This window comes from Polaromonas sp. C04, assembly GCF_002002705.1.
Taxonomy (GTDB): domain Bacteria; phylum Pseudomonadota; class Gammaproteobacteria; order Burkholderiales; family Burkholderiaceae_C; genus Rhodoferax_A.
Map to the genome: position 1 here is coordinate 1 of NZ_MUNS01000019.1, position 14,811 is coordinate 14,811.

The window sequence follows — 14,811 nt, forward strand, 5'->3', positions numbered from 1 at the left end:
ATCCCTGCCTTCCCCCAGCGGGGGAAGGAGCAAACAACCCGCAACCCTATTTGCTGATGTGGATCCACTTGTAATCCATGAAGTTGTCGGCACGCTGGACCAGCGAGACTTTCTTGCTCATGCCCCAGGCCAGCAATTGCTGGTGCAGCGGGATATGGCCAACGTCGGCGGCGTGGATGGCAAACGCCTCCTTGATCTCGGCGTCGCGCTTGGCCTTGTCGGTCTCGGACTGGATCTTGTGCGTCAGCTCATCGAGCTTGGGGTTGCAGTAGGAACCCAGGTTGAACTGGCCAGCGCCCGTCTTGTCGTCCGGGCACACCATCAGCGCATTCAGCGCGTTGTGCGCGTCATAGGTCGATGGCGTCCAGCCCAACATGTAGAAGCTGGTATCGCGGCGCAAAACCTTGGGGAAGTAGGTGCCCTTGGTTTCGGCCTGCAGGTTGATCTTGACGTTGATCTTCGCCAGGTTGGCGGCCACGGCCTGGCAAATCCGGCTGTCGTTCACATAGCGGTCGTTCGGGCAATTCATGGTGAGTTCAAAGCCAGCCGGGTAGCCGGCCTCGGCCATCAGCTTCTTGGCCGCTTCCACGTCGTAGGGCAGGCGCTTGTCCTGCTCGGCCGTCCAGCCGTTGTTGCCCGGGCCGATCATCAGCGCGGTCGGTCGCGACTGGCCGCGCATCACCGTGGTCTTGATGCCCTCGATGTCGATCGCCTGGTAGAACGCCCTGCGCACCCGAACGTCCTTGAACGGGTTCTTGCCCTTCACGCTGGAGTACAGCAACTCGTCGCGCTTTTGGTCCATGCCCAGGAAGATCGTGCGCAGCTCGGGCCCGGTCAGAACTTTCGTACCCGCATTCGCATTCACACGCGCGATGTCCTGCACCGGCACCGGCTCCATCACGTCCACCTCGCCCGAGAGCAGAGCCGCCACGCGCGTGGCGTCGTTGCCGATCGGGGTGAACACCACCTGTTGCACGTTCCCTTCGATCTTGCCCCAGTAGTTACCGAAGCGCTCCATCGTGGTGCGTACATTGGGCTGGCGCTCGCGCAGGCGGTATGGGCCCGTGCCGTTTTCGCGGAACGATGCGGCATTTTCAATGCCTTTGCGGCGGTCCACCGGCTTCGTCGCCTGGTTGGTTTCACACCATTTCTTGCTCATGATGTAGACCAGCGACACCACATCGGGCAGGATCGGGAACGGCGCCTTGGTCTCGATCTCCACCGTGTAGTCGCCGACCTTGCGCACCTCCTTGATGTCGTTGGTATAGCTCTTCATGTCGGAGCCGTCGGACGCGGCGCGCTGGAAGCTGAACAGCACGTCGTCGGCCGTGAACGGCGTGCCGTCGTGGAACTGCACACCCTTGCGCAGCTCGAAGCGCCACACGTTCGGCGAGGTCTGCTTCCAGCTGGTGGCCAGCGCCGGCGCCAGACTCAGGTCCTTGGCGCGCCCCGTCAGCCCCTCATACATGTTGCCGTCGACACTGAGCTGCAGCGACTCGTTGAGCGAGTGCGGGTCCATCGACAGCGCATCGCCCTGATCGGCGACCCGCAAGGTTTGTGCGGACGCTACAAAACTTGCAGCGGATAGCGCACAAACGACGGCAACTGTGAGCAGATTTGACTTAAATTTCACAACGAACTCCTTGGGACAAGAAAGAAAAGAATCGGGGTCACGATACCGCCGACGGACGCACCGGCATTGCCTGCTCCACCAGGCTGGCGTGCAGCGCCGAGCCCAGCGGAAGAATGTCGTCATTGAAGTCGTAGCGGCTGTTGTGCAGGAAGCAGCTGCCCACGCCGTTTTCGGCGCCCTGACCGATGCGCAGGTAGGCGCCGGGCTTGACCTGCAGCATGAACGAGAAGTCTTCCGCGCCCATGCTCGGCTCCAGGTCGCGCACCACGCGGTCGGCGCCCAGCAGCGACTCGGCCACGTCGGCGGCAAACTCCGCCTCGTCGGCCGAGTTGATGGTGGCCGGATACATGCGCTCGTATTTCACGCTGGCGGAGGCGCCGAAGCCCAGCGCCACGGCGCTGCACAGGTCATGCAGGCGCTGCTCCATCATGTCCTGCACCTCGGAGTTGAAGGTGCGCACCGTGCCCACCAGCGTGGCCTTGCCCGGGATCACGCTGAACGCCCCCAGGTCGCCCGCGTGCATGGCGCACAGGCTGATCACGGCGCTGTCGATCGCCCGCACGTTGCGCGAGACGATGCTTTGCACGGCCGTGATGATGTGGGCGGACACCAGCACCGGATCGATCGTCATGTAGGGGTGTGCGCCGTGGCCGCCGCGACCCGTGATCTCGATGGTGATGCGGTCGGCCGCCGCCATCATGGGGCCGGGGTTGACGCCCACCATGCCCGGCTTCATGGAAGGCCAGTTGTGCATGCCATACACGGCCTGCACCGGGAAGCGCTCGAACAGGCCGTCCTCGATCATGACGCGCGCGCCGGCAAAGCCTTCTTCGCCGGGCTGGAAGATCAGCACGGCCGTGCCGTCGAAATTGCGCGTGGCGGCGAGGTACCGCGCCGCCCCCACCAGCATGGTGGTGTGGCCGTCGTGGCCGCAGCCATGCATCAACCCGGTTTTGGCGGACTTCCAGCCAAAGTCGTTGTACTCGGTCATGGGCAGGGCATCCATGTCGGCGCGCAGGCCGATCATCCTGCCGCTGCCGTGGTGTTTGCCGCGGATCAGCGCCACCAGGCCGGTCTTGCCGATGCCGGTATGAATCTCGTCCACGCCGCACAGTTTCAAGGCCTCCTTGATGCGCCCACCGGTGTAAAGCTCCTCGAAGCCGAGCTCGGGGTGCGCATGCAGGTCGCGGCGGAACGCGGTGAGCTCGGGGTGAAACTCGGTGATCTGGGCAAAGGCGCGGCCATTCGCCTTCAAGCGGGGTGCCAGCATCAGTGTCCTCCGGCGTTGCCAACGCGCAGCCTGGGATCCACCACAAAATACAGCAGATCGACGATCAGGTTGATGATGACAAAAATCAGCGCGATCAGGCACAGGTAGGCCGCCATCACCGGGATGTCGGCAAAGGTGATGGCCTGGATGAACAGCAGGCCCATGCCGGGCCACTGGAACACGGTCTCGGTGATGATGGAAAAGGCAATCAACCCGCCCAGCTGCAGGCCCGTGATGGTCATCACCGGCACCAGCGTGTTCTTCAGCGCATGGCCGAAGTGAATGGCGCGGTTGGACAGGCCGCGGGCACGTGCAAACCGGATGTAGTCGGTGCGCAGCACTTCGAGCATTTCGGCGCGCACCAGCCGCATGATCAGCGTGAGCTGGAAAATCGCCAGCGTGATGGCCGGCAGCACCATGTGCATCCAGCCGTCCAGGGTGAACAGGCCGCTGCTCCACCAGCCGAACCTGGTGACATCACCGCGCCCGAAACTTGGAAACCAGCCCAGCCCGACCGAGAAAAACAGGATCAGCAAAATGCCGATCAGGAAGGTGGGCAGCGACACCCCCAGCAGCGACAGCATCATGAACAGCTGGCTCGTGAAGGTGCCGCGGCGCAGCGCCGCATAGACACCCATGGGCACGCCGACCAGCAGCGCCAGCACGGCCGCCACCAGCGAGAGTTCCAGCGTGGCCGGAAAGCGCTCGCCAATCAGGCGCGAGACCTTGGCACCCAGGCGCAGACTCAGGCCGAAATTGCCCTGCACCGCATTCACCAGAAAATGCCAGAACTGCACGATGAACGGCCGGTCCAGTCCCAGATCGACGCGCAGCTGCATCCGCTGCGCCGGCGTGGCGTCCTGCCCCAGCATGAGCATGACCGGGTCGCCCACATACTGGAACAGCATGAAGGCAATCAGGGCAACCACGACCATCACGATCACGGCTTGAATCAGGCGGCGCAGGATAAAAGCAAACATCAGCCAAAGAAGAAGTACCGGGGCATACTAGCAGAGCAAATGGCGTGCCGACACAGGGGTTTCCTTGAGGCCCCGAGGCCCGCTGCCGCCGGGCTATGGTTCCCGCGCGGCAGTGGCCCCTGCAGGCAGCAGCCGCACAGGCCCGTACCAGGCCTGTATGGTGGATCGGGTGTTGTCGGTGTCGGTCATGATGCCAATGCCGACCAGCGCGCCGGGCGCCTCGCCAAAGACCTGTTCGAAATCGGCGCGGACATCGCACTCATAGTCCATCCAGCGGCCCAGCCTGTCGGGCCCCGACTCCATCACCAGCTTGCGGATGCGGTCGGTGCGCGGGCTCACGATCATGCTGCCCGGCGCGCGCTGGTTGTCCCACACATACATCAGCGTGGCGTAGGGCAGCTCTTCACCGGTCAAGGCCCGTACCAACTCGGACATCATCGCGTTTTTGGCTGAGAACGCCGCGCGGTCGCCCTCAAAAACCAGAATGACGCGCACCGGTGAATCGTCGCTCTCACGCAGCGCCATGTCGGCCTGCGCAATCAGTTGCGGCACCTTCCATGAGAAATGCACACGGCCCAGATCGGCCGGCTCAATGCGCAGCTTGTGCCGCAGCATGCTGGCAGACGACACCGCGTGGGCGGCCACGGCGTCGCGCCCCTCCTCGCGGGCGTAGGCAAATTGCGTCGCCTGCTTGCCGGGAAAAGTGTGGTGCTGCCACGGACTGGTAGGGGCGGTTCTGGAAGAAGCCATGGCCCAGGGACTGGCAGCCAGGTGGGCGCCGTCCGACGGCACCGAGGAACAGGCCACCAGAGCAGCCACTGCCAACAAACCCAGCCGGCCTATAGCACGCTGCGCAGCGTACAACGTCATGCCGACAGAGAAATCTCGTGCGTCCAACCAGCGTCAACGAACGACCAAGTCGACATTCTTGCCGGTACGGAACAACATCGCAACGAGTGTATCGAGCGAGAAGCGTCCGAGCTTGAAGTTGACGAGGTCGGAGACTCGCGGCCGGGAGACATCGAGTATTTCAGATGCAGCAACCTGAGTGAGTTTTTCCAATTGCATCCATTGCGTGATAGCGCTCGCAGCCTCTTCCTTCAGCTTTTGAGCCTTGGCAATACGGGCATCCGCATCTTTCAGCAGCGCCTTCGCTTGTTTCGGCGAGAAGCCCAAGTCTGCGAATACGTTGCCATCAGCCGCTGTGACATGGCGGCTCTTCAGGTCATCGTCTTGGTGAGCAGTCTTCATCGAGCTTTCCTTTCCTTTCCTTCAATACTGCGCCATAACGGCGCTTCGCGATATCCTTGTCACCTTGAGAGGTCTTGTTGGTCTTCTTCTGGAAGGCGTGCAACACATACAAGGCCTCTTCGAACTTCGCGACGTACATGACCCGGAACCACCCATCAGCGGTGTCCACGATGATTTCCGCCACACCGGCACCGATCGCAGGCATCGGCTTGAACACGTCCGGCTGTTCCCCTCGCTGAACCTTGCGCAACTGGAAGCCGGCATTGCGTTTGGCATCGTCGGTGAAAGCACGGAGATCGTCAAGAGAACTACCTCGCCAGTCGATAGGCTTCATCATTTGTATAAGTAATTGTACAACAATCCAGGATGTGTAGTAGTCCGGGATTCGACAATCGGGATAGGGGCCGGTCAGCCTTGACCGGACCCCTCCCACACCACCCGGCATGCGGGTCCGCACCGGGCGGTTCGAGAAGTTGAGGTCATGAGAGTCGTGGCAATCCCAGGCGATCGAACCATTCTACGGTCAGGACGCTGTTGAGCCGCTTGCCGCTATTGCGCCACCAGCGACGGCTGTTGGCCGCGACTTGGTGGGCAATCTCGGGTTTGGCGCCCAGCGCTCGCAGTTCGCGATAGATGCTCGTCCCGCGCTTCCACTGCTTGAGTTGAACAGCGCGCAACCGGTGTCGCAACCACTCGTCCAGCTCGCGCCAGACGCGGGGTGTTTGCGCCAACCGGAAGTACGCTTTCCAGCCCAGCAGGTAAGGCCGTAGACCATCCACCACCTGCTGCATGCTTCGTCCACCGCTGCGGCGCGTCAGCTGACGCAATGCCTCGGACATCGACATGTCGCTCAACACTCCTTCTCGTTGGGCCCTTCACCGTGCTCTGCAGCCTCCTCGGCTCGCCCCGGCTACTACGGCTTATGCTGACTCCTCGCTCCGGTCCATCACCGTCGCCCTTTCAGGCATGAAGCGAGGTCTCCCCAGGTAAGGGTCGCACTCCTTCATCGCACAACCGCCGCATTTACGCCACCGCGCCTTGATCACGAGAGCTTCGTGGTCACATGCCCACTCGCCCTGCTTGGCAGCGCCTTCTATGCGGTTCTTGTCCATCGGCTCGCGATTTACGCTCCACGCTTCCTCCCCACACTCGGTCACCCTCGTGCAGTTGCGCTTGCGCTTCGTTCGTCGTGATCAACTTACGGCGGGACTTGCACCCGCAGGAGTGCGCCCATGCTGGGCGCACATGAAAAAAAGCCACCAGCCCGAGGGCTGATGGCTTTCAAGGTTTCTGAATCAACACTGGCACAAGGCCAGCGTGTGATTAGAAGGAGTGACGCAGACCGATGTCGATACCGTTCGAGCTGCCGATAGAGCCAGAGGCGCCAGCGTTAGTGGCGAGGGCGCCAGCGGTCACGTTAGCAGCGGAGCCGCTGTTGCTGACGTGTGCGTACGTACCGTAGATGGCGGTGCGCTTGGACAGGTTGTACACATAACCCAGAGCGTACTGGTTCGCCTTGACAGCGTTGTTGTCGAACTTGACGTGGTTATAGGAAGCCACGATGTTGCCAGGACCGACCGGTGCGTTCAAGCCCAGCAGCCAGGTGCTGTTCTTCTGGGCACCAAGCGCGCCTGGAGTGCCCAGCTTTTCCTGGTTGTACTGGGCCATCAGAGCCACCACGCCGAGGTCGTAGGAAGCACCGATATTGGCCTTCTTGTAGTCGTTCAAAGCCAAGATCTTGGTCTGGCTGTAGGCCAGGGCCACGTTCAGAGGACCATTCTGGTAGCCAACACGCCCACCCATAACGTTGCCGTCTTTGCTGTTGGCAAGAGCGGACGAGTTCTCACCCATGGCGTACATGGCCTGGCCGTAGAAGCCGCCCAGGTTGCCCGGCAGGAAGTAGCCGATGCTGTTGGACGAGCGCACGGTCGTTGCCACGCCATTCGCGCCGCCCAAGGCAATGGTCGCGTTGGTTGCAGCGCCAACACCCACGGTGCCGAACGGATCGAAGATGGTGTCGTTCCAGAACGACGGCGTGTAGTCACGGCCCAAACGGATTTCACCGAAGTTGCCAGCCAGGCTGACGGTTGAACGACGGTTAAAGGTCAGACCACCAGCGCTGTTCTGGGCAGCCTGGTTGTTCAGGCTGGAGTTTTGACCCGTGCCGCTGTCGTTGTTCAGGCCGGCTTCGAGCCAGAAACCTGCATTCAGACCGCCACCGAGGTCTTCGGTGCCACGGAAGCCAAGACGGCTGGAGCTGTTGGCGCCTTGCACCAGGCCGTTAACGGAGCCGGCCAGGGCGCCGCCGCTGACGTGTTCGTAGGCAGCGTCAACCACGCCAAACAGCGTGACGGACGATTGAGCAGAGGCCACGCCGACAAAAGCGAGTGCAGCCAGAGCAACTAGGGATTTTTTCATTTCGAGTTTCTCCAAGGTTAAACAGAGGGCACCGGCGAGAGAAGTTCGGTTCCCCGGGCCAACCTCCTTTTGGGAAGTTGTAGCTATTGCACCAGACCCGGCTGTGATGGGCAAAGGAATTCACCCAAAAACCACCTCTAATGAGCTATTTCGTTGCAATGGCGCCACATCTTGCCGATGGGCCGTGGGTTGCCCGCAACATCGCCGGCGGCCACCGGCTCCTCGCGCGGCTTAAACTGCGGACTGTGGACGGCCCGAATGGGCGCGCCACGCTGGAGGAAACTGTATGGACCCATTCTTGACGGCCGCGGATACGGCCCTGCGCACCCTGTTTGCCACGCCGCGCGCGACCCGGCCCTGCCCCGTGCTGCCGGCCGACGCGACCCAACTCGACCATTCTGCAAAACATCACTCCGGCGCACTGATGCGGGTCAACCACGTGGGCGAGGTCTGCGCCCAGGCGCTGTACGCCTCGCAGGCTCTGGCCACCCGCGACGCCGGGCTGCGCGCCCATTTCGAGGCGGCCGCGCGCGAAGAAACGGATCATCTGGCCTGGATCAAAGGCCGGCTGGACGAGTTGGGCGCGCGGCCCTCGCTGCTGAATCCGCTGTGGTACGCCGGCGCTTTTGCGATGGGTCTCGTGGCCGGGCGTCTCGGCGACCGCGTCAGCTTGGGATTCGTGCTGGAGACCGAGCGGCAGGTCGAGGCGCACCTGCAAAGCCATCTGGAGCGCCTGCCCGCGGGCGACCACGCGTCACGTGCCATCGTGGTGCAGATGCGCGACGACGAGGCGCGCCATGCGGCGCAGGCCAAAGACGCAGGGGCGCTGGAGTTCCCTGCGCCGGTGAAGGCACTGATGCAGGCCGCGGCCAAGGTCATGACGACGACGGCGCATTACATCTGAGGCTGTCATTCCCTGCTGAAGTTGTCATTCCCGCGCAGGTGGGAATCCACCACGGCGCGCCCAAGTGTTACCGTGGATTCCCGCCTGCGCGGGAATGACAAGGGGGCGCCGGAATGACAAGCTAAGCGGGCGTCACGCCTCAATGACCTCGAAGCTGGTGCTGATGGCGGCGGTCTTGCCGAGCATGACGCTGGCCGAGCAGTACTTGTCGTGGCTCATGGCAATGGCGCGCTCCACCGCCTGCGCGGGGATGCCTTTGCCGGTGACGGTGAAGTGCATGTCGATGCTGTTGAACACCTTGGGGTCGGCCTCGGCGCGCGCGGCGCTGAGTTTGACCGTGCAGCCGCGCACGTCGTGGCGGCCGCGCTTGAGGATCAGCACCACGTCGTAGGCGGTGCAGCCGCCGGTGCCCGCGAGCACGGCCTCCATCGGGCGCGGCGCCAGGTTCTGGCCGCCGTTGGCCGGCGTGGCGGCGTCGGGCGCGCCATCCATGGCGAGCACGTGCCCGCTGCCGGTTTCGGCCACGAAGCCCATTCCCGAGCGCGCGCCGGTCGCGCCGGTCCAGCTCACAAGGCATTCCATCATGTCGTCATCTCCTTCTCAAAATTTGCCAAAAAAGTCTCATGCGCGACGGCCCCGATGGTGCAACGCAACAAAAACAGGACTACACTGTACCCAACGCGTCAGAATTTTGATGCACCGGTTGTCTCCTCCATCCTCTGAAAAGATGGATTACGCCCCGAATCGCAAGGTCCGGGGCGTTTTTTTGGCCCCTCATCAGTTTTCCACGGTACTCAAGCGCCTTCCGCGACCCATGAAACCGGCGCAGCCAGATGCCAGGGATACCGCGGAACCGGCTTTGCCGGGCCGCTGGTATCGCCCCCTTGAGGGGGAGGCGCCGCAGGCGCTTCGGGGGTGTTTCATCCTCGCCGCTTATCATTGACCCTCCATGAGCACCAAGCACCTGCAACCCGGCGACTATCTGAAAAAAATCCTCACGGCGCGCGTCTACGACGTCGCCATCGAGTCGGCGCTGGAGCCCGCCCGCACCTTGAGCCGGCGCCTGCACAACAAGGTGCTGCTCAAGCGCGAGGACCAGCAGCCGGTGTTCAGCTTCAAGCTGCGCGGGGCCTACAACAAGATGGTGCAGCTCAGCGCCGCGCAGCTGCAAAAGGGCGTGATCTGCGCCTCGGCCGGGAATCACGCGCAGGGCGTGGCGCTGTCCGCGCACAAGCTCGGCTCGCGCGCCGTGGTCGTGATGCCGACCACCACGCCGCAGCTCAAGATCGAGGCGGTGAAGGCGCTGGGCGGCGAGGTCGTGCTGTTTGGCGACAGCTACTCCGATGCCTACACGCACGCGGCCGCGCTCGAAAAAGAGCAGGGCCTGACGTTTGTGCATCCGTTCGACGATCCGGACGTGATCGCCGGCCAGGGCACCATCGCGATGGAAATCCTGCGCCAGCACCAGGGCCCGCTGGATGCGGTGTTCGTGGCGATCGGCGGCGGCGGGCTGATCTCGGGCGTGGCCAACTACATCAAGGCGGTGCGCCCCGAGGTGCGCGTGATCGGCGTGCAGATGAACGACTCCGACGCGATGATGCAGTCGGTCGCGGCCCACAAGCGCGTGACCTTGCCGGACGTCGGCCTGTTCTCGGACGGCACGGCCGTCAAGCTGGTGGGCGAGGAAACCTTCCGCATTGCCAGCAGGCTGGTCGACGAGTTCATCACGGTCGACACCGACGCGGTCTGCGCCGCCATCAAGGATGTGTTCGTGGATACGCGCAGCATCGTCGAGCCGGCCGGCGCGCTGGCGGTGGCCGCCATCAAGCAATACGTGGCGAAGAACAAGACCCGGGGCGAAACCTACGCCGCGATTTTGTGCGGCGCCAACATGAACTTCGACCGCCTGCGCTTCGTGGCCGAGCGCGCCGGCGTGGGCGAAGAGCGCGAGGCGCTGTTCGCGGTGACGATTCCCGAGGAGCAAGGCAGCTTCCGGCGCTTTTGCGAGGCGGTCGGCCAGCTGCCGGGCGGCCCGCGCAATGTGACCGAGTTCAACTACCGCATCAGCGACGCGGTGCGCGCCCATGTGTTCGTCGGCCTGACCACGCACGGCAAGGGCGAGTCGCCGCGGATTGCGGACAACTTCAACAAGCACGGTTTCGACACGCTGGACCTGACGCATGACGAGCTGGCGAAGGAGCACATCCGTCACATGGTAGGCGGCCACTCGGCGCTGGCGCAGGACGAGCGGCTGCTGCGCTTTGTGTTCCCCGAGCGGCCCGGCGCGCTGATGAAGTTTTTGAACCTGCTGGGGCCGGGCTGGAACATCAGCCTGTTCCACTACCGCAACCAGGGCGCCGACTACGGCCACATCCTGGTCGGGCTGCAGGTGCCCCCGGCCGACAACCCGGCCTTCAATCGGTTCCTCGACACGCTGGGCTACCCCTGGGTCGAAGAAACCGGCAACCCGGTGTACCGGCTGTTCTTGCAGACCTCTTGACCGATGTGGTGTGGCCGCGATCAGGCATTCCCTGCTCGCGGTCCAGTTTTTCACGCGCAGGCTGGTTACGGTTTGAGCGGCGGCAAGTCCAGCGTCACGCTGGCCGGCGCATCCATGCCGGCGGCCAGCACCGCACGGCGCGGTGCCACGGACTGCAACAGCAAGCCGTCACCCACCGCGGCGCCCACACGATAGGGTTTGGGCGGCTTTCCGTCGATGGCGATCAGCGCGGCGCCGCTGTGGCCGCGGTCCGCCACCACGCCCAGCAGCTTGTAGCGGCTGGCACCGCTGACAGCACCAGCGGCAGGCGCTGTCGCCGGGTTGGCGCCGAGCAGGCGCGCGACGGCGGCCGGGTCTGCCGTCGCGACCCCGTTGCCCGCGATCGGCAGCGCCGCGGGGGCGCCCGGCGCCGGCACGAACCTGAGCCCCCAGAACACCGCGCTGGCCGCTGCCAGCGCCCACACCATCAGTGTGACACTGCGCAACCACCACCTGCTCTGCGAATTCATCGGCATGCGGCGATTATCATTGAAGCGAATCCGATTTCAGGCCCACGACGAGCAAGCACACCATGACACTGTTTCCCCCCAACCTGCGCCGGCGCGTGCAGGCCGGTTTCACCCTGATCGAGCTGATGGTGGTGCTGGTCATCATCGGCGTGCTGGCCGCGCTGATCGTGCCGAATGTGCTCGAGCGCGCCGACGATGCGCGCGTCACGGCTGCGCGCACCGACATCAACAACCTGATGCAGGCGCTCAAGCTGTACCGGCTCGACAACCAGCGCTACCCGAGCGCCGAACAGGGCCTGCAGGCCCTGATCATCAAACCCACCGTGCCGCCGATTCCGCCGAACTGGAAGCCGTACCTGGACAAGCTGCCGAACGACCCCTGGGGCAACCCCTACCAGTACCTCAACCCCGGTGTGAAGGGCGAGATCGATGTCATGTCATTCGGCGCCGATGGCAAGGCGGGGGGCGAGGGCAAGGATGCGGACATTGGCAGTTGGCAGTAGAAATTGCCCCCACGCTTGTCGCTTCGCGTACTGCGCTGCCCCCCGAGGGGGCCGCATTTCGCCTTGGGGCGGCCCGGCGGCGAAACCGTAACCCCTACGCGGCACGCGGGCTTCACGCTGCTGGAGCTGCTGGTAGTGGTGGCCATCATCGCGGTCGCCTCGGCCGGGGTCAGTTTTGCCATGCGCGATTCGTCGCAGACCCAGCTGGAGCGCGAGGCGCAGCGGCTGGCGGCGCTGCTGGAGTCGGGCCGCGCCCAGTCGCGCACCAGCGGCGTGCCGATCGTCTGGCACACCACCCCCGGGGGTTTCCAGTTCGACGGCGCGGCGCCGCAGTCGCTGCCAGAGTACTGGCTCCATGCGGACACGCAGGTCAGCCAGGCCACCACCATGGTCGCTGGCCAGGCCCTGCTCACGCTCGGGCCCGAGCCCATCATCGGCCCGCAGGAAGTGGTGCTGGGCAGCGCGGACCACCCAAAGCAGTCGCTGCGCGTGAGCACGGACGGGCTGCGGCCCTTTGCGGTCCAGCCGGCGAATTCACCATGAGGCGCCCCACCAGTTCGGGCTTTACGCTGATCGAAGTGCTGGTGGCGCTGGCCATCGTCGCCATTGCGCTGGCGGCGGGCACGCAGGCCACGATGGCCTTGACCACGCATGCGCAACGCCAGTCCGACATCCTGCTGGCCCACCTGTGCGCCGAAAACGAACTGGTCAAGGTGCGCCTGCTACACCAGATGCCCGGCGTGGGCGACTCCAGCGTGGCCTGCGAGCAGGCCGGGCACCCCTTCGACGTGGCCGTTTCGGTGCGCCCGACGCCGAATCCGAGCTTTCAGCGCGTCGACGCGCAGGTGTTCGATGGCACAACACCGGTGCTGCGCCTGTCCACCATCGTGGGACGGTTTTAATGGCCCCCACGCTTGTGACTGCGTGTACTGCGCTGCCCCCCGAGGGGGCTGCTTCGCCTTGGGGCGGCCCGGCGGCGAAGCGGTTGATGCGGCGCCAGCGTGGTTTCACGCTGATCGAGCTGCTGGTGGCGATTTCGATCATGGCAGTGATGGCGGTGCTGAGCTGGCGCGGGCTGGACGGCATGACGCGGGCGCAGGCCCAGACCCAGCAGCGCGCGGACGAGGTGCTGACGCTGCAGGCCGGCCTCAACCAGTGGACGGACGATCTGGACGCGCTGATACAGCTGCCGCAGGTCAACGCGCTCGACTGGGACGGCCGCGTGCTGCGCATGACGCGGCCCGCCCCCCATGCCAGCGACGGCATGCTGGTGGTGGCCTGGTCGCGCCGCGACGTGGACGGCACGGGACAGTGGCTGCGCTGGCAATCGCCGCCGCTGCACACCCGCGGCGACCTGGCGAATGCCTGGGCCGAGGCGACGCTGTGGGCGCAGAACCCGGGCGACGAGGAAAAAAAACGTGAGGTCGCGATCACGCCCTTGCTGGACTGGCAGATTTTTTATTTCCGCAGCGATGCCTGGACCAACCCACTGTCCAGCGACAGCACCAGTGTGGCGCCCAACCCGGTCGCGCTGGCGCAGGGCATACCGAATACCAGCGTGCCCGATGGCGTGCGCCTGGTGCTGACGCTACCGCCCGGCCAGGCCCTGAGTGGCACGCTGACACGCGACTGGGTGCGCCCCACTTTGGGCGGGAACAAGTCATGACTGGATGTGGCCCCCACGCTTGCCACTGCGTGTGCTGCGCTGCCCCCCCGGGGGGCGCATTTCGCCTTGGGGCGGCCCGGCGGCGAAACCATGGCGCTCCCACGCAAAAGGGCGCCGCGCTGCTGATGGCCATGCTCACCGTAACGCTGGTGGCCACGTTTGCCGCGGCGGCGATGTGGCAGCAGTGGCGCGCCAGCGAGGTCGAGGCGGCCGAGCGCGCGCGCGTGCAGGCGGGCTGGGTGCTGGTCGGCGCGCTCGACTGGGCCCGGCTGATCCTGCGCGAGGACGCCCGCTCGGGCGGCGCCGACTACCTGGCCGAGCCCTGGGCGGTACCGCTGGAAGAGGCGCGGCTGTCCACCTTTCTGGCGGCGGACCAGAACAACACCGGCGGCCATGCCGACGACAGCGACGGTGCACAGAACGCATTTTTATCGGGCCGGATGATCGACCTGCAATCGCGCCTGAACGTGGCCAACCTGGTGCAGAACGGCCAGGTCTCGGCACCGGCGCAACTGGCCTTCGAGCGGCTTTTTGGCGTGCTCGGGCTGCCGCCGGCGCAGCTCAGCGTGCTGACCGACAACCTGCTGCTGGCATCGAGCGGCGCTGCGACCGCGGCTGCCGCGGCGATTTCTGCAGTTACCGGCGGTACGACCGGCGCCCCCGTTACGCCGAGCCCTGCATCAGCCAACAACAGCGACAACGCGCTCGCCCCGCTGCTGCCGCAGCGCGTCGGGCAGTTGGTGTGGCTGGGCCTGTCGCCCGCAACCCTGGCGGCGCTGCGTCCCTACATCACGCTGCTGCCGGTGCGCACGCCAGTGAATCTCAACACCGCCAGCGCCGAGGTTCTGTACGCCTGCATCCCCGGGATCGAGATGGCCGATGCGCAGAAGCTGGTGACGCAGCGCGATCGCACGCACTTCGCCACGCTGGCCGATGCCGCCCTGCTGCTCGGCACTGCGGCCGGCGCACTGAACGCCGACCAGCATGGGGTATCTTCGCGTTTTTTCGAGGTGCGTGGCCGCCTGCGGCTGGACCAGACCGTGGTGCAGGAGCGCTCGGTGGTGCAGCGCGAGGGGCTGGACGTGCGCGTGCTGTGGCGCGAGCGCGGGGTCCCGCCGGCGCTGCCCGGTCAGACGCCCCCTGCGAACTGAGCGCGACGCGACGGATGGCCCCCACG

16 protein-coding genes and 1 pseudogene are annotated in these 14,811 nt (G+C 64.9%); 7 read left to right on the forward strand and 10 right to left on the reverse strand.

What is annotated here, in order from left to right; genetic code table 11:
• Positions 1–46 precede the first annotated feature (46 nt).
• The 8 genes and pseudogenes from B0E49_RS00995 to B0E49_RS01035 all read right to left on the reverse strand — a co-directional run bounded on the left by B0E49_RS00995 (position 47) and on the right by B0E49_RS01035 (position 7,552).
• Positions 47–1,633: an ABC transporter substrate-binding protein gene (locus tag B0E49_RS00995; RefSeq protein WP_286137727.1), complete on the reverse strand. Its 1,587-nt coding sequence runs from the start codon at positions 1,631–1,633 to the stop codon at positions 47–49.
• 37 nt (positions 1,634–1,670) lie between these two features.
• A complete protein-coding gene (locus B0E49_RS01000) occupies positions 1,671–2,903 on the reverse strand; it encodes a M20 aminoacylase family protein (RefSeq protein ID WP_077560110.1) in 1,233 nt (410 codons plus the stop codon).
• Positions 2,903–3,883: an ABC transporter permease gene (locus B0E49_RS01005; protein WP_077560111.1), complete on the reverse strand. Its 981-nt coding sequence runs from the start codon at positions 3,881–3,883 to the stop codon at positions 2,903–2,905. The genes B0E49_RS01000 and B0E49_RS01005 overlap by 1 nt, the downstream gene beginning before the upstream one ends.
• Before the next feature lie 93 nt (positions 3,884–3,976).
• Positions 3,977–4,753, reverse strand: a complete 777-nt coding sequence (locus tag B0E49_RS01010; protein ID WP_077560112.1) for a DUF3047 domain-containing protein — start codon at positions 4,751–4,753, stop codon at positions 3,977–3,979.
• 33 nt (positions 4,754–4,786) lie between these two features.
• Positions 4,787–5,134, reverse strand: coding sequence for a helix-turn-helix domain-containing protein (locus tag B0E49_RS01015; protein ID WP_077560113.1), 348 nt, complete (start codon positions 5,132–5,134; stop codon positions 4,787–4,789).
• Positions 5,109–5,468, reverse strand: coding sequence for a type II toxin-antitoxin system RelE/ParE family toxin (locus B0E49_RS01020; protein ID WP_502688689.1), 360 nt, complete (start codon positions 5,466–5,468; stop codon positions 5,109–5,111). Before B0E49_RS01020 ends, B0E49_RS01015 begins: the two co-directional genes overlap by 26 nt.
• Positions 5,469–5,613: 145 nt before the next feature.
• A pseudogene (locus B0E49_RS01025) lies at positions 5,614–5,979 on the reverse strand (group II intron maturase-specific domain-containing protein); the annotation flags it as partial.
• A 478-nt stretch (positions 5,980–6,457) separates the two neighbouring features.
• Positions 6,458–7,552, reverse strand: coding sequence for a porin (locus B0E49_RS01035; protein WP_077560115.1), 1,095 nt, complete (start codon positions 7,550–7,552; stop codon positions 6,458–6,460).
• A 286-nt stretch (positions 7,553–7,838) separates the two neighbouring features.
• Here B0E49_RS01035 and coq7 point away from each other — a divergent pair, with 286 nt between their 5' ends.
• A complete protein-coding gene (gene coq7, locus B0E49_RS01040) occupies positions 7,839–8,456 on the forward strand; it encodes a 2-polyprenyl-3-methyl-6-methoxy-1,4-benzoquinone monooxygenase (RefSeq protein ID WP_077560116.1) in 618 nt (205 codons plus the stop codon).
• A 132-nt stretch (positions 8,457–8,588) separates the two neighbouring features.
• Here coq7 and B0E49_RS01045 read toward each other — a convergent pair whose 3' ends face one another.
• Positions 8,589–9,038, reverse strand: a complete 450-nt coding sequence (locus B0E49_RS01045) for an OsmC family protein (RefSeq protein ID WP_077560160.1) — start codon at positions 9,036–9,038, stop codon at positions 8,589–8,591.
• Positions 9,039–9,405: 367 nt separating this feature from the next.
• Here B0E49_RS01045 and ilvA point away from each other — a divergent pair, with 367 nt between their 5' ends.
• Positions 9,406–10,956, forward strand: a complete 1,551-nt coding sequence (gene ilvA / locus B0E49_RS01050) for a threonine ammonia-lyase, biosynthetic (protein WP_077560117.1) — start codon at positions 9,406–9,408, stop codon at positions 10,954–10,956.
• Positions 10,957–11,021: 65 nt separating this feature from the next.
• On the opposite strand, the gene B0E49_RS01055 is transcribed toward ilvA, so the two are convergent.
• On the reverse strand, positions 11,022–11,471 hold the full coding sequence (locus B0E49_RS01055; protein ID WP_077560118.1) for a type II secretion system protein N: 450 nt from the start codon (positions 11,469–11,471) through the stop codon (positions 11,022–11,024).
• Positions 11,472–11,527: 56 nt separating this feature from the next.
• On the opposite strand from B0E49_RS01055, the gene gspG reads away from it, so the two are divergent.
• The 5 genes from gspG to gspK all read left to right on the forward strand — a co-directional run bounded on the left by gspG (position 11,528) and on the right by gspK (position 14,785).
• Positions 11,528–11,968 (forward strand): type II secretion system major pseudopilin GspG, encoded by a 441-nt coding sequence (gspG, locus tag B0E49_RS01060; protein WP_077560119.1) that lies wholly within the window; start codon positions 11,528–11,530, stop codon positions 11,966–11,968.
• Positions 11,969–12,031: 63 nt separating this feature from the next.
• Positions 12,032–12,511 carry a prepilin-type N-terminal cleavage/methylation domain-containing protein gene (locus B0E49_RS01065; protein ID WP_077560120.1) on the forward strand — a complete coding sequence of 160 codons (480 nt, stop codon included), beginning with the start codon at positions 12,032–12,034 and terminating at the stop codon, positions 12,509–12,511.
• Entirely contained in the window at positions 12,508–12,870 is a 363-nt protein-coding gene (gspI, locus tag B0E49_RS01070; RefSeq protein WP_077560121.1) for a type II secretion system minor pseudopilin GspI, read from the forward strand. Before B0E49_RS01065 ends, gspI begins: the two co-directional genes overlap by 4 nt.
• An 86-nt stretch (positions 12,871–12,956) precedes the next feature.
• The gene (locus tag B0E49_RS01075; protein WP_077560161.1) at positions 12,957–13,634 is read left to right on the forward strand and encodes a PulJ/GspJ family protein; all 678 of its coding nucleotides are present in this window, start codon (positions 12,957–12,959) and stop codon (positions 13,632–13,634) included.
• 131 nt (positions 13,635–13,765) lie between these two features.
• Positions 13,766–14,785 (forward strand): type II secretion system minor pseudopilin GspK, encoded by a 1,020-nt coding sequence (gspK, locus tag B0E49_RS01080; RefSeq protein WP_502688690.1) that lies wholly within the window; start codon positions 13,766–13,768, stop codon positions 14,783–14,785.
• Positions 14,786–14,811: the final 26 nt, after the last annotated feature.